Annotated in this window: 7 protein-coding genes; 3 read left to right on the plus strand and 4 right to left on the minus strand. The window is 75.2% G+C overall.

Annotated elements, in window-relative coordinates:
* From ACGFIQ_RS35865 to ACGFIQ_RS35880, 4 genes are all read right to left on the minus strand, one after another.
* Window positions 1-2,172, minus strand: a 2,172-nt coding sequence (locus ACGFIQ_RS35865; protein ID WP_393250726.1) for a type I polyketide synthase, incomplete at its 3' end; no start/stop codon positions are given.
* A complete protein-coding gene (locus ACGFIQ_RS35870) occupies window positions 2,067-11,816 on the minus strand; it encodes an SDR family NAD(P)-dependent oxidoreductase (RefSeq protein WP_393250728.1) in 9,750 nt (3,249 codons plus the stop codon). The genes ACGFIQ_RS35870 and ACGFIQ_RS35865, both read right to left, overlap by 106 nt.
* 36 nt (window positions 11,817-11,852) lie before the next feature.
* Window positions 11,853-16,553, minus strand: coding sequence for an SDR family NAD(P)-dependent oxidoreductase (locus tag ACGFIQ_RS35875; RefSeq protein ID WP_393250738.1), 4,701 nt, complete (start codon window positions 16,551-16,553; stop codon window positions 11,853-11,855).
* Window positions 16,554-16,561: 8 nt separating this feature from the next.
* Window positions 16,562-17,443, minus strand: coding sequence for a methyltransferase domain-containing protein (locus ACGFIQ_RS35880; protein ID WP_393250730.1), 882 nt, complete (start codon window positions 17,441-17,443; stop codon window positions 16,562-16,564).
* Window positions 17,444-17,832: 389 nt separating this feature from the next.
* Here ACGFIQ_RS35880 and ACGFIQ_RS35885 point away from each other — a divergent pair, with 389 nt between their 5' ends.
* From ACGFIQ_RS35885 to ACGFIQ_RS35895, 3 genes are all read left to right on the plus strand, one after another.
* Window positions 17,833-18,630 (plus strand): BTAD domain-containing putative transcriptional regulator, encoded by a 798-nt coding sequence (locus tag ACGFIQ_RS35885; RefSeq protein ID WP_393250732.1) that lies wholly within the window; start codon window positions 17,833-17,835, stop codon window positions 18,628-18,630.
* Window positions 18,631-18,708: 78 nt separating this feature from the next.
* Window positions 18,709-19,134, plus strand: coding sequence for a nuclear transport factor 2 family protein (locus ACGFIQ_RS35890; protein WP_393250734.1), 426 nt, complete (start codon window positions 18,709-18,711; stop codon window positions 19,132-19,134).
* Window positions 19,124-19,542, plus strand: a 419-nt coding sequence (locus ACGFIQ_RS35895; RefSeq protein ID WP_393250736.1) for a beta-ketoacyl synthase N-terminal-like domain-containing protein, incomplete at its 3' end; no start/stop codon positions are given. The genes ACGFIQ_RS35890 and ACGFIQ_RS35895, both read left to right, overlap by 11 nt.

The raw sequence follows: 19,542 nt of genomic DNA on the forward strand, positions 1-19,542 counted from the left end.
GGTGGCTGGTAGGGGGATGGAGGCCATGGTTCCGGTGCCGGCGAGGGTGGTGATGGCGTGGGCGCGGCGGGTGACGATGTGGGCGGCGTCGTGCAGGCTGAGTGCTCCGGCGATGTGGGCGGCGGCGATTTCGCCTTGGGAGTGGCCGATGACGGCGTGGGGGGTGATGCCGTGGTGTTGCCACCAGCGGGCGAGGCTGACCATGATCGCGAAGAGGGCGGGTTGGACGATGTCGACGTGGGTGAGTTGGTCGGGGTCGGCGAGGATGGTGCGGAGGTTCATGTTGAGGGCGTCGGCGCAGGCGTCGAGGTGGGTGGCGAAGACGGGGTCGGTGTTGGCGAGGTGGAGTCCCATGCCGGCCCATTGGGAGCCTTGGCCGGGGAATACGAAGACGGTTTTTCCGCCGGCGAGGGTGGGTCCGGTGTTGGTGATCAGGTCGGGGTGGGGTTGGTCGGTGGCGAGGGCGGTCAGGGCGTCGGTGTGGTTGGCGGTGATGACGGCTCGGTGGTGGAGTAGGGCGCGTTGGTGGTTGAGGGCGGCGGCGATGTCACCGAGGTCGGTGCGGTCTTGCAGGTAGTCGGCCAGTCGGGCGGCTTGGTCGCGTAGGGCGGCCGGGGTGTGGGCCGATAGTGCGAGCGGTCCGGGCGGTAGCGGTTCGGTGGTTGGTTCGGTGGGTTGGGGGGCTTGTTCGAGGATGAGGTGGGCGTTGGTGCCGCTCATGCCGAAGGAGGACACCGCTGCGCGGCGGGGCTGGCCGGTGTCGGGCCAGGGGGTGTTGTCGGTGAGCAGGTGAACCGCTCCGGTGGTCCAGTCGACGTGGCGTGACGGCTGGTCGATGTGCAGGGTGGCGGGCAGGACGCCGTGGCGCATCGCCTCGATCATCTTGATGACGCCGGCAACACCGGCCGCGGCCTGGGTGTGACCGATGTTCGACTTGATCGACCCGAGCCACAACGGCTGGTCCTGAGTGTGTGCGACGCCGTAGGTGGCGAGCAGGGCCTGGGCTTCGATCGGGTCGCCCAGGGTGGTGCCAGTGCCGTGCGCCTCGACCACGTCGACCTGGGCGGCGGACAACTTCGCGTTGGCCAGGGCCTGTTCGATCACCCGCTGCTGCGACGGGCCGTTCGGGGCGGTCAGGCCGTTGGAGGCGCCGTCCTGGTTGATCGCTGAGCCGCGGATGACGGCGAGGATCTGGTGGCCGTGGCGTTGGGCGTCGGAGAGTCGTTCGAGCAGGACCAGGCCGACACCTTCGCCCCAGCCGGTGCCGTCGGCCGCGTCCGCGAACGGCTTGCACCGGCCGTCGACCGCCAGACCCCGCTGCCGCGAGAACACCGTGAACGCCGACGGGCTGGTCATCACCGTCGCGCCCCCGGCCACCGCCATCTCGCACTCGCCGTTGCGCAGCGCCTGCACGGCCAGATGCATCGACACCAGCGACGACGAGCACGCGGTGTCGACGGTGAGCGCCGGACCCTCGAGACCGAACACGTAGGCGATGCGGCCCGAGGCCACGCTCGCCGCGCTGCCGGTGGCCGCGTAACTCTCCAGTTCGTCGGTGAGCCCGTACAGGCGCAGCAGGTAGTCCTGGGCGTTCAGACCCGCGTACACCCCGGTGTTGCTGCCCTTGACCCCGGTGGGGTCCAGGCCGGCCCGCTCGAACAACTCCCACGTCGTCTCCAGCAGCAACCGCTGCTGCGGATCGGTGGCGGTGGCCTCGCGCGGGCTGATGCCGAAGAGCTCCGCGTCGAAACCGGCGATGTCGTCGAGGAACGCGCCGACTCGGGTGTAGGACTTGCCGCCCGCCGCGGGATCCGGATGGAACAGGTCGGGATCCCAGTTCCGGTCATCGGGGAACTCGCCCGTCCCGTCCCGGGCCTCCTCCACCAGCCGCCACAGGTCCTCCGGCGTGCGCACCCCGCCCGGATACCGGCACGCCGTCGCCACCACCGCGATCGGCTCGTGCGGCCGGTCCTCCGCGTCGCTGAGCCGTCGGCGCGTCTGCCGCAGCTCCGCGGTGACCCACTTCAGGTTCTCGAGAATTTTGTCGGAAGTCATCGGCGGGCCCCTCAGGACTGGCGGAACTCGGTCTGGATGATGTCGAGGAGGTCGTCCACGGAGGCGGACTCCAGCTGCTCGTGGTCGTCGGGCTCGTCCCGCCGGCCGTCTCCCCACTTGGCCAGCAGCGCACGCATCCGGCTGACCACCCGGCGCTGTTCCGGCTCGGCGAGATCGCCGGCCGTCAGCGCCGCGTCGATCCCGTCGAGCTGCGCCACCGCCGTCGTCCCGGCGGCGACGCCGGCCCCGGTCAGCTCGCCACCCACGTACGCGGCCAGCGCCCGCGGGCTCGGATGGTCGAACACCGCAGTCGTCGGCAGGGCGATCCCGAGCCGCGCGGTGAGCCGGTTGCGCAGCTCCACCGCGGTGAGCGAGTCGAAGCCCAGATCGATGAACGCCAGCCCGGACCGCACCTCGCCGGCCGCCCGCAGGCCGAGCACCGCCGCCACTTCGCCACGCACCAGCTCGTTCACGGCCTCGTCGCGGGCGTCGGCGGGCAGCGCCGCGAGCTTGCGGCTCAGCTCGCCGGAGTCCCCGTCGGCCGGTGCGGCCGGCCCGGCCTCGTCCAGGTCGGACAGGAGCGGGCTGGGCCGGCGCGAGGTGAAGGCGGGCAGGAACGTGGACCAGTCGACCGCCGCGACCGTCACGGTGCGGTCGTCACGGCGTACCGCGTCGGCCAGCGCGCCCACCGCCGCGGCCGGCGGCATGCCGGAGATCCCGCGCCGCCGCAGCCGCCGGGCCGTCGCCGGATCGGCGGCCATGCCCTCACCGGCCCACGCCCCCCACGCGATCGCGGTCGCGGCGAGGCCGAGCGAGCGGCGGTGCTCCGCGAGCGCGTCCAGTGCGGCGTTGCCGGCCGCATACGCGCCCTGACCGCCGCTGCCCCAGGTGCCGGCCGTGGACGAGAACAGGACGAAGGCCGGGACGGTGCGGTCGCGGGTCAGCTCGTGCAGGTGGACGGCGCCGGACACCTTGGCCCCGGCCATCCGGGCGAGGTGATCGTCGTCGAGGTCCGTCAGGTCCCGGTCCTCCGACAACCCGGCGGTGTGCACGACACTCAGCGGCTCGTCGCCGGGCAGGGTGGCCAGCAGCGCCGCCACCTGCTCGCGGTCGGCCACGTCGCACGCCGCGAGGGTCACCTCCGCGCCGGCCGTGGTCAGCTCCTCCCGCAGCGTCTCGGCGCCCGGGGCGGCCGCGCCGCGCCGGCTGACGAGGATCAGCCGGGCGGCTCCGTGGGCGGCGAGCCAGCGGGCGGTGTGCGCGCCGAGGCCGCCGGTGCCGCCGGTGATCAGCACGGCGCCGGGCGGCGGCCAGGCCGCCCGGCCAGCCGGGGACCCGGACGGCGCCGGGCGCAGGCGGCGGCCGAGCAGGGTGTCGCCGCGTACGGCGAGCTGGTCCTCCGGTCCGGTGCCGGCCAGCGTCCGCGCGAGCGTGGCCACGCTGGTCCGGTCCGGCGTCGCGGGTAGATCCACCAGGCCGAGCCAGCGGTCGGGGTGCTCCAGCGCCGCGACCCGGCCCAGCCCGTGCACCAGTCCCTGCAGCGGGGCCGTGACCAGATCGTCCGGCACGGCCCGGACGGCCTGGGCGGTGAGCGCGTACGCCGCGACGCCCGGCTCGGCGCCGGTCAGCGCCCGCACCAGCGCCGCCGTCGCCGCGTACCCGGCGGGCAGGCCGGGGTGCCCGGCCCGGGGCCGGGGGTCGAGGGCGAGCAGCGAGACCACCCGGACCGTGCGCCCGGTGAGCATCGCCGCGAGGTCGCCGGGCCGGACCGTGGTGGCGTCGACCGTGCGCACCTCGGCGTCGCTGAGCGCCCCGGCGATCGCCGCCGGCCACCCGTCGGCGCCGTGGTCCGGGGCCAGGACGAGCCACGATCCGTCGTACGCGGCGGCCGGCGCCGGCAGTTCGCCCCAGCTGACCCGGAAGCGGGGCAGGGCGTCCCCGGGGGCCGGGCCGGTGGGCTCGACCGGGTCGATCCAGAGCCGTCGCCGCTGGAACGCGTACGTGGGCAGGTCGACGGTCGCGCCCCGGCTCAGCGGCAACGGCCGGTCGGCGCCGGACCCGTGGGTGTCCAGCGTGGCGAGCGCCCGGACCAGCGTCTCCTCCTCCGGCCGGTCCCGGCGCAGGCTCGGCACCGCGACGGCCGGGCTGGCGGCTGTCATGCCGGTCAGCGTGGCGTCCGGGCCGAGCTCCACGAAGACCGCCGTGTCCGGCGCGGCCGCCGCGACGCCGTCGCCGAAACGGACGGCGCCGCGGAGCTGCCGGGCCCAGTATCCGGGGTGGGCGAAGTCGGTGACCGGCTCGCCGGTCAGGTTGGAGTGGATCGGGATCCGGGCCGGCCGCGCCTCGATGCCGGCGGCGACCGCGGTGAGGTCGCCGGCCAGCGCCTCGGTGTGTGCACTGTGGAACGCGTGCCGGACGTCGAGCAGCTTCACCCGGTGCCCGGCCTGCTTCAGCACGGTCACGGCGGCCCGGATCTCGTCGGGGTCCCCGCTGATCACGGTGGCGGCGGGCCCGTTGACCGCGGCGAGGTCGTACCGCACCTCCGCCAGCAGTTCATCGACATCGTCCGGGCCGGCGTCGACCGCCGCCATGGCGCCGGGCGGCATCCCCTGCATCAGCCGGCCCCGGGCGGCCACGAGGCGGGCCGCGCCGGCGAGGTCGAACACCCCCGCCGCGTGGGCCGCGGAGAGCTCACCGATCGAGTGCCCGACCAGCCGGGCCGGCCGCACACCGAGGGTGGTGTAGAGCCGGAACAGCGCGATCTGCAACGCGAACAGGGCGGGCTGGGTGTAGCGGGTCTCGGCCAGGACCTCGGCGGGCGCGTCGAACATGAGCTCGCGCAGCGGCCGGTCGAGGTGGGGGGCGAAGGCGTCGCAGACCTCGTCGAGGGCCGTGGCGAAGGCGGGTACGGCCTGGTAGAGGCCGGCGCCCATGCCGGGGCGCTGGCTGCCCTGACCCGAGAACAGGAACGTGACGCCGCCGGTGGCGGGCTCGGCGCCCGAGCGGATCACCGCGGCGGACGGGGCCCCGGCGGCCACGGCGTCCAGCCCAGCGAGCAGGTCGTCCCGGGATCGTCCGATCACGGCGGCCCGGTCGCCGAGCCGGCTGCGGGTCTGCCGCAGCGACCAGGCCACGTCGGCCGGGGCCAGGTGCGGCCGTTCCCGCAGATGCTCGGCGAGCCGTCCGGCCTGCGCGGCCAGCCCCGGTGCGCCGACCGCCGACAGGGTCAACGCCACCGGTACGGCCGGCTCGTCGGCGGGATCGCCGCCCGGCTCGGCGTCCTCGGTGACCACCGGCGGCTGCTCGAGGATGAGGTGGGCGTTGGTGCCGCTGATCCCGAAGGCGGACACGGCGGCGCGGCGCGGCCGGCCGGTGTCCGGCCACGGGACGGCGCCGTCGAGCAGCCGGACGCCGCTGTCCGCCCAGTCGACGTGGCGGGTGGGCCGGTCGATGTGCAGGGATGCGGGGATCACGCCGTGCCGCATCGCCTCGATCATCTTGATGATGCCGGCGACGCCCGCGGCGGCCTGGGTGTGCCCGATGTTGGACTTGACCGCGCCCAGCCAGACCGGGTGCTCGCCGGTGTGGGCGGCGCCGTAGGTGTCCAGCAGCGCCTGCGCCTCGATGGGGTCGCCGAGCATGGTGCCGGTGCCGTGGGCCTCCACCACGTCGACCTCGCCGGCGGCGACCCGCGCGTTGGCCAGCGCCTGGCGGATGACGCGCTGCTGGGACGGGCCGTTCGGGGCGGTCAGCCCGTTGGAGGCGCCGTCGGAGTTGACCGCCGAGCCGCGGACCACGGCCAGGACCTGGTGCCCGTGGCGGCGGGCGTCGGACAGGCGCTCCAGCAGCACCAGCCCCACCCCCTCGCCCCAGCCGGTGCCGTCCGCGGCGTCGGCGAACGGCTTGCACCGCCCGTCGGCCGCCAGGCCGCGCTGCCGGGAGAACTCGACGAAGACCGCGGGCGTGGCCATCACCGTGGCGCCGCCCGCCAGCGCGAGGTCGCATTCGCGGTTGCGCAGGGCCTGGGCGGCAAGGTGGACGGCGACCAGCGACGACGAGCACGCGGTGTCGATGGTGAGCGCCGGGCCCTCGAAGCCGAACGTGTAGGCGATCCGCCCGGACGCGACGCTGGGCGCGCTGCCGTTGCCGACGTAACCCTCGAACTCGGGCGTCGTGCGCATCAGCAGCCGGCCGCCGTAGTCGCTGTACATGATGCCGGTGAAGACCCCGGTCGCCGACCCGCGCAGCCGCTCCGCGGGGATCCCGGCCCGTTCCAGCGTCTCCCACGCCACTTCCAGCAGCAGCCGCTGCTGCGGGTCCATCGCCGCGCCCTCCCGCGGCGAGACGCCGAAGAAGTCGGGGTCGAAACGGTCCGCGTCGAGCAGGAACCCACCGGATCGGGTGTACGTGTGCCCGGGCCGGTCCGGATCCGGGTCGAACAGCGCGTCGACGTCCCAGCCGCGGTTGTCCGGGAAGCCGCCGACCCCGTCGCGTCCCGCGAGGACCATCTCCCACAGCTGCTCCGGGGCGCGGACTCCGCCGGGATAGCGGCAGGCCGTGCCGACCACCACGATCGGGTCGTCGTCCACCGCGACGGCCGGGACCGGACTGACCGTGGCCACGGCAGGCTCCTCGCCGGCCAGCTCGGTCCACAGGTACGCGGCCAGCGACCCGGGTGTCGGGTGGTCGAAGACGACCGCCGCCGGGAACCGCCGCCCGGTGGCCACGCTGAGCTGGTTCCTCAGCTCCACCGCGGTCAGCGAGTCGAAGCCCAGATCGCGGAACGCCGCCTGCGCCGTGATGCCGCCCGGATCGCGCAGGCCCAGCACCTCGGCGGCGGTCCGGCGGACCAGATCCAGCAGGCCGCGCTCCTGCTCGGCGCGGTCCCGTCCGGTCAGCCGGCCCGGCGTCGCGGCCCGGTCCGGCGTCGCGACCGGCCGGGCGTCGGGGACCAGCCCGCGCAGCACGGCCGGCAGTGTCCCGGCGCCGGCCTGCTCGCGCAGCGCGGCCTGGTCGAACAGCGCGGCGATCGGCGCCGCGCCGGCGCCGGCGGCCGCGTCCAGCAGAGCCAGGGCCCGCCCGGCGGGCATCGGCACCAGACCGGCGCGCACGATCCGGGCGAACGCGGCCTCGCCGAGACGCGCGGCCATGCCGTCCTCCCACAGCCCCCAGGCCACGGAGGTGGCTGGCTGCCCGGCGGCGGCGCGCGAGCGGGCCAGGGCATCCAGGGCGGCGTTGGCCGCGGCGTAGTTGGCCTGCCCCGGGTTGCCCGCGACCCCGGCCACCGAGGAGAACAGCACGAAGGTGCCGACCGGGTGGTGCGCGGTGAGCCGGTGCAGGTTCCAGGCGCCGTCGACCTTCGGCCGCAGCACCTCCTCCAGGGCCTCGTCGGTGAGCGCGGCGACCGTGGCGTCGGCCACCACGCCGGCCGCGTGCACGACCGCCGAGATCGGTCGCGGCGCCCGGGCCAGTGCGGCCGCGGTGGCGTCGGGGTCGGCGACGTCGCACGCCACGACGGTGGTGCGCGCGCCGTGCCCGGCCAGGGTGGCTTCCACGGCGGCGATCCCCGGGTCGTCGTCGCCCCGCCGGCTCAGGAGCAGGAACTCGCGGGCGCCGTGCCGCTCCGCCAGATGCCCCGCCACGGCGGCGCCGAGCGCGCCGCCGGCCCCGGTGATCACCACCGTGCCGCTGACATCCGGGGTCACGGCGCCGGGCGCGGGGGAGCGGCGGACGACACGCGGCACCAGCACCGCGCCGTCGCGTACGGCGAGCTGCGGCTCCCCGCTGGACAGGGCGTACGGCAGCAGGTGCTCGGAGGCCGCGGCGCCGTCGCTGTCGACCAGCACGAACCGGCCGGGGTGCTCGGACTGCGCGGAGCGGACGAGTCCCCAGACCGCCGCGTCCGCCGGGCTGGTCTCGGCCGCGGTGGTCGCCAGCGCCAGCCGGATCCGGACCGGCACGTCCGCCGCCAGCCAACTGTGGATCAGCGCGAGGACCTCCCGGGCCGAGGCGCGGACCTGCGCCGGCACGTCGTCGCCGGCTTGGGCGGACACGCGGACCAGCACCACGTCGGCGCCCGGCCCGGCCGAGGCGACGGCCTCCGCCGCGCCCGCCTCCACCACGGTGCGGGCGGCGGCGGGCGGCAGGGCGGCCGGCGTCCAGGTCAGCTCGTGCACCGGGTCGGCCTGGCCGGCCGGGCCGGGCTCGCGCAGCATCAGCTCGCCGATCGTCAGCACCGGCTCCCCGGCGGTGTCGGTCACGGCCACCGCGACCGTGTCCTCGCGGAGCAGGGTGACCCGGGCGCGGATCACGCTCGGCGCGGGCCGTGGGCTGCGGAGATCGGCGAAGTGGAACGGCAGGCGCAGCGGGTCGTCGCCGGCGCCGGCGAGCAGCGCCAGGTGCAGGGCGGCGTCCAGCACCGCCGGGTGGACCCGGTGCCCGATGACCTCGTCCGGGACGGTGAGCTCGGCGTACAGGTGCTCGCCGTCGCGCCACGCCGCGCGCAGACCGCGGAAGGCGGGGCCGTAGCCCAGGCCCCGCTCGGCGAGCCGGTCGTAGAGACCGTCGACGGCGACCGGTTCGGCGCCCGGCGGCGGCCACTGCCCGGCGGACCACGAGACCGGGGGCTCGGTCGGTGGGGTCGTGCGCAGGGCGCCGCTCGCGTGCAGGGTCCAGCCCTCCGTCCCGTCGGCCGGGCGCGCGTGGACGGTGAACGACCGGCGTCCGTGTTCGTCAGCCGGGGCGCAGCCGAGCTGGAGCTGGACGGCGCCGGTCTCGGGCAGCGCCAGCGGCGTGTGCAGGGTCAGATCGTCGACCCCGGTGGCGTCCAGCCGGGCGGCGGTGTCCAGCACGATGTCGGCGTACGCCGTGCCCGGCAGCAGCACACGGTCGCCGATGCGGTGGTCCGCGGCCCAGGCCGGGCGGGTCCGGGCCACCCGCCCGGACCGCAGCACCTCGCCGCCGTCCCGTCCGGCCACCTCCACCGGCTCGTCCAGCAGCGGGTGCTCGTCCCCGCCGCCGGACCGGCCGGCCGCCAGCCAGTACGGCCGGCGCTGAAACGCGTAGGTGGGAAGGGCGGCGTGCGGGCCCGGTCCGGCCAGGGCCCGCCAGTCCAGCGTCGCGCCGTGCGCGTGCGCCGTGGCCAGCGCCCGCAGCAGCACGGGCGGTTCCGGCCGGTCCCGGCGCAGCAGGGGGACGAGCACCCGGCCGGGCAGCGCGTCCTCGCGCTCGTCGAGGGTGGCCGTGGCCATCGCGGTGAGCGTGGCATCCGGCCCCAGCTCCACGAAGGTGCCGGTCTGCCCGGCGAGGGCGGCGATGCCGTCGTGGAACAGCACCGGCTCGCGGATGTGCTCGGTCCAGTGCCGGGGATCGGTCAGCTCGCCGGTGACCACGCGACCGGTCAGGTTGGACACCACCGGCAGCTCCGGCGCCCGGTACGTCAGCGTGGCCGCGACGGCATGGAAGTCGTCCAGGATGGCGGCCATCAGCGGGGAGTGGAAGGCGTGGCTCACGGTGAGCTGCCGCGACCGGCGGCCCCGGTGGTTCCAGATCGTGGCGATCCGCTGGAGCGTGGCGACCGGCCCGGCGACCACGACCGACCGCGGAGCGTTGTGCGCGGCCAGCGCCACCTCGGGCTCGGCGGCCAGCGCGTCCGCGAGCTCGGCCGGCGTCGCCTCGATCGCGACCATGCCGCCCTGCCCGGCGGGCAGGGCGTCCATCAGCCGGGCCCGCGCGGCGACCAGCGTGCACGCGTCGGCGAGATCGAGGACGCCGGCCACGTGCGCGGCGGAGAGCTCGCCGATGGAGTGGCCGATCAGGTGGTCCGGGCGGAGGCCCAGCCCGGTGACGAACCGGTGCAGCGCCACGTGCAGGGCGAACAGTGCGGGCTGGGTGTATCCGGTGCGGTGCAGCAGGTCGCTGCCGGCACTGCCGGGCGCCGCGAACATGACGTCGCGCAGCGGCCGGTCCAGGTGGCCGCGGAACGCGTCGCACACCTCGTCGAGCGCCGCCGCGAACACCGGGAACCGCTGGTAGAGGCCGGCGCCCATCCCGGGGCGCTGGCTGCCCTGACCGGAGAAGAGGAACGCCGTGCCGGCCACCGTCACGGCGCCGGTGACCACCAACGGGTCCGGACGGCCGGCGGCCAGCGCGCTGAGGCCGGCGAGCCGCTCCTCCCGGGAGGCCCCGAGGACGGCCGCCCGGTCGCCGAGCGCGGTCCGGCCGGCGGCCAGGGTACGGGCCACCGTGGCGTCCGGCAGATCGGGCTCGGTGGCGACCTGGCCGGCGAGCTGGGCCGCCTGTGCCCGCAGGCCGTCCACGCCGGCCCCGGAGACCAGCCACGGCAGGCCGGGTTCGGCGGTCTCCGGCGCGGCCTCCCGCGGCGGCGCCTCCTCGACGATCACGTGCGCGTTGGTGCCGCTGATCCCGAACGCGGAGACGGCGGCGCGCCGGGGCCGGTCGCCGCTCCACGGCCGCGCCTGCGTGAGCAGGTGGACCGGCGCCGCGTCCCAGTCCACGTGCGGTGTGGGTGCGTCGGCGTGCAGGGTGCGCGGCATGGTGGCGTGCCCCATCGCCAGGACCAGCTTGATCAGGCCACCCACTCCGGCCGCGGCCTGGGTGTGCCCGATGTTCGACTTCAGCGAACCCAGGTACAGGGGCCGGTCCGGCGCCCGTCCCGCACCGTAGGTCGCCTGCAGCGCCTGTCCCTCGATGGGGTCACCGAGCGCGGTGCCGGTGCCGTGCGCCTCGATCAGGTCGATGTCGGCGGGGGTCAGCGACGCGTCGCGCAGCGCGTCCTGGATGACCCGCTGCTGGGAGTAGCGGTTCGGGGCGGTCAGCCCGTTGGAGGCGCCGTCGGAGTTGATCGCCGAGCCGCGGATCACCGCCAGCACCGGGTGGCCGTGGTCGAGCGCCAGCGACAACGGTTCCAGCAGCACCAGTCCGGCGCCCTCGGCCATGCCCATGCCGTCGGCCGCCGCGCCGAACGCCTTGCACCGGCCGTCCGGCGCGAGCACCCGCTGGCGGCTCATCTCGGTGAACGGGCCGGGGGTGGAGAGCACCGTGGCCCCGCCGGCCAGCGCCATCGTGCACTCGCCCCGGCGCAGCGACTGCAGCGCCAGGTGCACCGCCACCAGCGAGGTCGAGCAGGCGGTGTCCACGGACACGGCCGGGCCCTGCCATCCCAGCGTGTACGCCAGCCGCCCGGACAGCACGCTGCTGACCGTGCCGGTGAGCAGGTGACCGGCCACCGCGGGCGGGGCGCCGGCCAGCGCGCCGCCGTACTCGGTGGGGTTGGAGCCGACGAACACCCCGGATCGGCCACCCCGCAGCGTGGCCGCGTCGATGCCGGCCCGCTCCAGGCTCTCCCAGGCCAGCTCGAGCAGCAGCCGCTGCTGCGGGTCCATGGCCAGCGCCTCGCGCGGGGAGATGCCGAAGAACGCCGGGTCGAAGCCGACCACGTCGGCCAGGAAGCCGCCCTGCCGGGTGTACGACGTGCCCGGGTGCGAGGGGTCCGGGTGGAAGTGGTCGTCGAGGTGCCAGTCGCGGTTGTGCGGCATGGGCGACACCGCGTCCACCCCGTCGGTCAGCACCTGCCACAGCGCGTCCGGTGTGGACACACCGCCCGGGTAGCGGCACGCCATCGCGACGACCGCGACGGGCTCGCGCTCCGAGCTCTCCACCTCCCGCAGACGGCGGTGGGCGGTACGCAGGTCGGCGGTGACCCGACGCAGATACTCGCGCAGCTTGGCCTCGTCGGACATGGCGGCGACAGCCCCTTCCGGTACGTGACCAGGTGGTCAGTTGGTTCCGAACTCCTGGTCGATCAGCTGGAACAGGTCCTCGTCGGCCACCGCGAGCAGGTCGTCGCCGGGGTCGGGCCGGCCGGTGTGCTCGGCCGCGAGCGTCCGCAGCCGGGCGGCGAGCGCGGCCCGGCTCTCGGGCGGCGCCGCCCGCAACGCCTCCTCCAGCTGGGCCAGCACGGCGTCGGCCGACGGAACGACCGGCCCGAGCTCCTCGCTGAGGAAGCCGGCCAGCGCGTCCGGAGTGGGATGGTCGAAGATCAGCGTGACGGGCAGGGCCAGCCCGGACGCGTCCCGCAGCCGGTTGCGCAGCTGCACCGCGGTGAGCGAGTCGAAGCCCATCTCCCGGAACGACCGGCCGGTCGCCGCCGGGTCCGGCGAGTCGTGGCCGAGCACCGCGGCGGCCTGCAGCCGCACCAGGTCGAGCAGCTCGCGCCGGCGGACCGGGGCGGGCACGGAACGCATCCGGTCGGCGAGCCGTCGGCCGGCGACGTCGTCGGCCGGCTCCGCCGCGTCCTCGCCCTCCGCCCGGAGCTCGGCGAGCAGCGGGCGTCGCCGCGCCGACTCGAACAGTGGCAGGAAGGTCGGCCAGCGCACGTCGGCCAGGCAGATGCCGGCGGTGCCGCCGGCGATCACCCGGGCCATCGCGGTCAGTGCGGTCGACGGATCGATCAGCGGCAGGCCCTGCGCCCGGACCGCCTCCGGGTCGAGCTCGTCCGGCAGGTCGCCGGTGCCCCACACCCCCCAGGCGATCGACGTGACCGGCCGGCCCGCGGCCCGCTCGCGCTCGGCCAGCGCGTCCAGGTGGGCGTTCGCCGCCGCGTACGCACCGTGGTCGCCGCTGCCCCACACCCCGGCGATGGACGAGAAGAAGACCATGGCGTCCAGCTCGGACCAGTCGATCAGCTCGGTCAGGTGATCGGCGCCCAGCACCTTCGCGGCCGCCACCGACGCGACCGCGTCGATCGAGGTGCCGGCCAGCGCGGCCAGCCGGGTGTCGGTCGCCGCGTGCAGCACCACCCGGATCGGGCCCGTCTCGGCGACGATCCCGGCCAGCGCGGCGCGCACGGACTCCCGGTCGGTGAGGTCGCAGGCGACGCCGGTGACCGGCACCCCGAGCTCACCGAGCTCGGCGGCCAGGGCCGGGAAGCGCGGGGCCCGGGCGCCGCGGCGGCTCAGCAGCACGATGTGCCCGGCGCCCTCGGCCGCCATGCGCCGGGCCAGGTGCGGGGCCAGGGCGCCGCTGCCGCCGGTGATCAACACCGTGCCGCGCGGGGACCAGACCGGCCCGCTCTCCGGCAGTGCGGCGCGGCGCAGGCGGCGTCCGAAGAGGCCGCCCGGGCGGACCGCGAGCTGATCCTCGTCCCCGGCCTGGGCGAGCAGCGGCGGAACCCGCTCCCACCGGCCGGGCAGTCCGTCGGGCAGATCGATCAGGCCGCCCCACAGGCGCGGGTGTTCCAGGGCCACCACGCGGGCCAGCCCCCAGGTCTGCGCGGCCGCCGGGCGGGGCGCCGGATCGTCGGCGCCGACCCGCACCGCGTTCGCGGTCACCGACCAGACCGGCACCGCCACCTCGCGGTCGGCCAGCGTCTGCACCAGGCCGAGCAGGCCGGCGACCGCGGCCGGTGTGGCCCGGTGCCGCGGATGCGGCTCGTCCTCCAGGCCGAGCAGGGAGAGCACCCCGGTGAGCGGTGTGGTGGCGCCGGCCGCGGTGACGCAGCGGGCCAGCGAGGCCGGGTCCTCCTCGCCCGGCACCACGCTCAGCACGGTCACCTCAGCGCCGGCGCCGGACAGGGCTGCCCGGGCGGGCTCCACCTCGCTGTTGCCGGCCGGGGCGACCAGCAGCCAGTGGCCGCCCGGTCCGCCGGCTGCCGGCGCCGGCAGCTCACGCCATGCCACCCGGTACGCCCATCCGTCCGCGTCCGGGCCGGCCGGGCGGTGCCGCCAGGACTTGGCGGTGTGCCAGAACCGGCGGCGCTGGAACGGATAGGTCGGCAGGTCCACGGTGCCGTGGCCCGGGAAGACGGTGGCCCAGTCGGGGTCGGCGCCGGCCACGTACGACTCGGCCAGCGCCGTGCGGAACGTGGCCGGGCCGTCTGCGTCGCGGCGCAGCGTGCCCAGCACGTGGGCGTCCACGCCGGCCGCCTCGGCCAGCTGGCGCAGGTCCCAGGTCAGCACCGGGTGCGGGCTGACCTCCAGGAAGACGGTGTGCCCGGCGGCGATGAGCCGCTCGGCGGCCGGCGCGAAGCCGACCTCGGACCGCAGGTTGTCGTACCAGTAGACGGCGTCGAAGGCCGGCCCGCCGTCGCGGCCGGTGACCGTGGAATGGAACGGCACCGCCGGCTCCCGGGGCTCGAGCCCGGACAGCCCGGCAAGCACCTCGTCGCGGATGCTCTCGACGGCGGGGGAGTGCGACGCGTACGCGACCGGCAGCATCCGGCACCGCAGGCCCTCGGCGGAGCAGGCCGCCAGCAGCTCCTCGACCGCCGTGCGGGTCCCGGCCACCACGGTCGTCGACGGCCCGTTGACCGCCGCGACCACCACGTTCCCGCCCGTGGCCTCGATCCGCCGCCGCACCTCGGCGGCGGGCAGGGCGATCGTGCCGAGGCGGCCGTCGTCACCCAGGCCGCCGACCGCGCGGCTGCGCACCGTGATCACCCGGGCCCCGTCGGCCAGCGAGAGCGCCCCGGCCACCACCGCTGCGGCCACCTCGCCCTGGGAATGGCCGATGACGGCGGCGGGGGTGACGCCGTACGAGCGCCACAGCTCGGCCAGGGACACCATGACGGCGAACAGCAACGGCTGCACCACGTCGTCGCGCTGCCAGCCCGGGTCGTCGGGGCAGGCCGTGAGCCGTTCCCGCAGCGACCATCCGGTATGCGGCAGCAAGGCCTCCGTGCAGCGTTCCATCGCGGCGGCGAAGACCGGGGACACCGCCCACAGGTCCGCCGCCATCAGCGGCCACTGTGACCCCTGACCGGGAAAGACGAACACCGTCCGGGGATTGCCGGCCGCGGTGCCCCGGACGACGGCGTCGTCCGGGCGGTCCTCGGCCAGCGCCCGCAGGCCCGCGACGAGCTCGGCCCGCCCGGCGCCGGTCACGACGGCCCGGTCGGGCAGCGCCGCCCGGGTGGTCGCCAGGGACCGGCCCACCCGGACCGGCCCGGCGGCGGGGTGCGCGGCCAGCCAGTCGAGCAGGTCACGGGCCCGCGCCCGCAGCGCCACCGGCCCGCGAGCGGACAGCGGCCACAGCGCCGGGCCGTCCACGGCGTCGTCCACCGGGTCGTCGGCGGTCTCCGCCGGCTCGGGCTCCGGCGGCTGCTCGACGATCAGGTGGGCGTTGGTGCCGCTGATCCCGAAGGCGGAGACGGCAGCCCGGCGTGGCCGCCCGGTGGCGGGCCAGGGGACGGTGTCGGCCAGCAGGCGTACGGTGCCGGCCGTCCAGTCGACGTGCGTCGTCGGGCGGTCGATGTGCAGGGAGGCCGGCAGCGTGCCGTGCCGTACGGCCTCGGTCATCTTGATGAGTCCCGCGACACCCGCCGCCGCCTGGGTGTGGCCGATGTTGGACTTGACCGAGCCGAGCCACAGGGGCAGCTCGGCGGTGTGGGCCGCGCCGTACGTGTCGAGCAGCGCCTGCGCCTCGATGGGGTCGCCGAGAGTGGTGCCGGTGCCATGCGCCTCGACCACGTCGACCTCGTCGGCGGTGAGCCGGGCGGCGGCGAGCGCCTGCTCGATGACCCGTCGCTGCGACGGTCCGTTCGGCGCGGTGAGCCCGTTGGACGCGCCGTCGGAGTTGACCGCGGAACCGCGGATCACGGCGAGCACCCGGTGACCGTGGCGCCGGGCGTCGGAGAGCCGTTCCAGCACCACCAGGCCGGCGCCCTCCGCCCAGCCGGTGCCGTCGGCCGCGTCGGCGAACGGCTTGCACCGTCCGTCCGCTGCGAGGCCACGCTGCCGCGAGAACTCCACGAACATGCCGGGCGTCGCCATCACGGTGGCGCCGCCGGCGAGCGACAGGTCGCACTCGCGGTTGCGCAGCGCCTGCGCAGCGAGGTGCACGGCGACCAGCGACGAGGAGCAGGCGGTGTCCACGGTCAGCGCGGGACCCTCGAAACCGAAGGTGTAGGCGATCCGGCCGGACGCCACGCTCGGCGTGCTCCCGGTCAGCACGTACCCCTCGGCGCCACCCGCCGCTTCGTGCAGGCGGGGGCCGTAGTCCGGTGCGGAGACGCCGGCGAACACCCCGGTCGCCGTCCCGCGCAGGCGGTCCGCCGGGATGCCGGCCCGTTCCAGCGCCTCCCACGCGACCTCCAGCAGCAGCCGCTGCTGCGGGTCCATGGCGGTCGCCTCGCGCGGGGAGATCCCGAAGAAGTCGGCGTCGAACGCGGGCAGGTCGTACAGGAAGCCGCCCTCCCGGGCATAGGTGGCGCCGGCCCGGTCCGGGTCCGGATCCACCAGCGCGCCGACGTCCCAGCCACGATCGCCGGGGAAACCGCCGACCGCGTCCCGTTCACCGGCCGCCACGTTCCACAGCAGCTCCGGGGTGACCGCGCCGCCGGGATAGCGGCAGGCCGCGCCCACCACCGCGATCGGCTCGTGCAGCCGGCTCTCCAGCGCGCGGATCCGCTGCCGGCCGGCCTGCAGATCCGCGGTGGCCAGCCGCAGGTACTCGCGGAGCTTCTCCTCGTTGGTCGCCATCGTCGGAGTCACCGGCGGTCGTCAGCCGGCTTCTGGGCCGAGGCGACCACGTAGTCCAGCGACTTCAGCTCGCGCTGCAGCAGGTCCTGGTCGCGGTGGGCGACGGCGACCATCTTGTAGAACAGGCTGCTGGAGCGGCGCTTGAACGACTCCTCCTGCACACGGCGGACGTGGTACTGCCGCCACTGCTCGTAGACGTTGTCGCGGATGGACGTGACGTTCACGTCGGTGAAGCCGGCCTTCGCGAGCTTCGTGCCGTACGTGGCGCTCGGGTACCAGTTCGCGTCGTCGACCATGATCCGGATCCACTTGATCGCGTGGGACCGGATGTCCGCCTTCGGTATGCCGCCGGCCATCGGCAGGATGTCCGCGGTGACCAGCAGGCCCCCCGGGCGCAGCACGCGGAACGCCTCGGCGAAGAAGTCCTCGCGGGTGTCGAAGTGGAACGCCGACTCCAGCGCGACGATCTTGTCCACGCTGGCGTCCGGCAGTGGAATGGCGGTCGCCGATCCCTCCCGGAAGTCGACCCGGTCGGTCAGTCCCCGCTCGGCGGCCCGCTCCCGCGCCACCTTGATGTGCAGTTTGGTGATGTTGATCCCGATGATCCGGGTCAGGCCGCGCGTCTCCACCCAGTGGAAGTCCTGGTCGCCGTAGCCGAACCCGACGTCGAGCACGGTGTCCTGCGGCTTCAGCGCGGCCCGGTCGGCGACCATGTCGGCGAGCGCCTCGGCGGCATGGTCCAGCTCGGTGCAGCCCGGGCCCCAGTAGCCGAGGTTGTAGTAGTTGGTGTCCTTCACCACCAACCGGTCCGGCGGATACATCTCGTAGAGGCGTGCGGTGCGCTTCGTGGCGTCGTTCGTCGTCCGTACCAGGAAAAGGTTCCCCAGCATGCGAGCGTCCTGCCACAGGGTCGAGACCTTCACGACGCTTTCCTCCTCGGCGTCTCGCCCAGGCAACCTGCCGCGACCCACATGCCGGCGGCGGCCGTCCTCGGATGCGGGCCAAGCTAGGAGCGGCCGCTAAAGAGGGTCTTAACCCTGAGTACGTGCATCGCTCCACTCCAGCCGGATTCGTCACACCCCGCCCTCGCGGGGACCCCCCGCAGAACCCTCGCCGGGGCATCCCGGCCTGTGCATCCGCATGATCCACACGGCACCTGACCCGGGTCCGCGAGCACCCCTACGATGGTCCATAGGGGATGCCGGGGGTTCCGACCCCTACCTCGCTTCTCATAGCTTCCGGGGATCGAAGAGACTCAACACGGGGGCGGGACGACTTCATGAGATATGAGATTCTTGGACCGCTGCGGGTGACCGACGACGGCGGCAGCCATTTCATCAGCGCGCGGAAGGTGCAGGTGCTGCTGGCCCTGCTCCTGGTTCGATCCCGCCAGATCGTCTCCATCGACGATGCGATCGGCGAGATCTGGGGTGAGGAGTCGCCCCGCCGCGCCACCGCGGGCGTGCACGTCTACATCTCACAGATCCGGAAGTTCCTCGCCCGTCCCGGCCGGCCGGACAGCCCGGTCGTCACCCGGCCACCGGGCTACCTGCTGCAGCTGGACGACGACGAGTTCGACGTTCACCTGTTCCAGGCACTCCTGCACTCCGGGCGCGGCCACCTCAAGGCCCGCCGGGCCACCGAGGCGGTGAGCGCCTTCGAATCGGCGCTGGCGTTGTGGCGCGGCCCGGTCCTGGACAACCTCGGCGCCGGCCCGGTGATCGAGGGGTTCGCCACCTGGCTCGGGGAGACCCGGCTTGAGTGCGTCGAGCTGCTCGTTGACGCCCAGCTCAGCCTGGGCGCCCACCGCGAGCTGGTCGGGCGGCTCTATTCCCTGACCGCCGAGCACCCGCTGCGTGAGGCCTTCTATCGCCAGCTGATGCTGGCCCTGTGCCGATCCGAGCGGCAGGCCGACGCCCTCCGCGTCTACCAGCAGGCCCGCACCCTGCTGCGCGAGGAACTCGGGCTGGAGCCGTGCCGGGCCCTGCGGGAGTTGCAGCGCGCCATCCTCGTGGCCGACGAGCGCCTGGACCGCGCCATGACGGCGTTCGGTCCATCCCTGTTCGCCGCCGCCTGAGCCCGCATCCGACAAACCGGCGGGACCACCGACGGGTGAGTCCGTCGCGATGGCCGCCGCATCGCGAGGGAGTCACCCGTGCCCGACGAAATGTCCCGCAAGGCCGTCGTGCTCGAATACTGCCGGCGGATCAACTCTCGCGACGTCGAGGGCGTCGTCGCGCTCTTCGCCGACGGCGCCCGCGTCGACGACCCGGTCGGCCGCCCGGCCTTCACCGGACGGGCCGAACTGCGCGCGCACATCGCGGAGCTCGTCGCCGCCGGCACCCACGAGACCCCCGGCACGCCGGTTGCGACCCTGGACGGGACGCACGTCGCCGTGCCGATGACGGTCACGACCCGGCCGCCTCAGGTGCCGCCGGGGCAGGTGTTGCGGCTGTCCCTGATCGCCGTGCTGAGCATCGGCGCCGACGGGCTGATCGAGCGGATGCAGGTCTACTCCGGGCGCACCGACATGACCCTGACCAACACGCCGGCCGCGCAGGGAGCGTCACATGTCCGATGAGGAGAAGCTCGTCGAGTACCTCAAGTGGGTCACCGCGGAGCTGAACGAGGCCCGCCAGCGCATCGTCACCCTCGAGACGGGCGTCGAGGAGCCGGTGGCCGTGGTGGGCATGGCGTGCCGGTACCCGGGCGGTGCCGATTCGCCGGCCAAGCTCTGGGAGCTGGTGGCCGAGGGCCGCGACGCGGTGGGCGGCTTCCCGGTGGATCGCGGCTGGGGGCCGCAGTGGCTGGAGAAGTCGTCGGCCCAGCAGGGTGCGTTCTTGTATGACGCTGCGGATTTCGATGCGGGGTTTTTCGGGATGAGCCCTCGGGAGGCTCTCGCGACCGATCCGCAGCAGCGACTGCTGCTGGAGACCACCTGGGAGTTGTTCGAGTCCGCCGGCCTGGATCCCGACCAGCTGCGCGGCAC

Source organism: Micromonospora sp. NPDC048898, from assembly GCF_043198035.1.
Lineage (GTDB): Bacteria > Actinomycetota > Actinomycetes > Mycobacteriales > Micromonosporaceae > Micromonospora.

What these genes read in the sequence shown, in the direction of transcription:
- ACGFIQ_RS35885 (WP_393250732.1), top strand. Translation starts at nt 17,833, where the DNA reads ATGAGATATGAGATTCTTGGACCGCTGCGGGTGACCGACGACGGCGGC.
- ACGFIQ_RS35880 (WP_393250730.1), bottom strand. Translation starts at nt 17,443, where the DNA reads ATGCTGGGGAACCTTTTCCTGGTACGGACGACGAACGACGCCACGAAG.
- ACGFIQ_RS35870 (WP_393250728.1), bottom strand. Translation starts at nt 11,816, where the DNA reads ATGTCCGACGAGGCCAAGCTGCGCGAGTATCTGCGTCGGGTCACCGCC.
- ACGFIQ_RS35875 (WP_393250738.1), bottom strand. Translation starts at nt 16,553, where the DNA reads ATGGCGACCAACGAGGAGAAGCTCCGCGAGTACCTGCGGCTGGCCACC.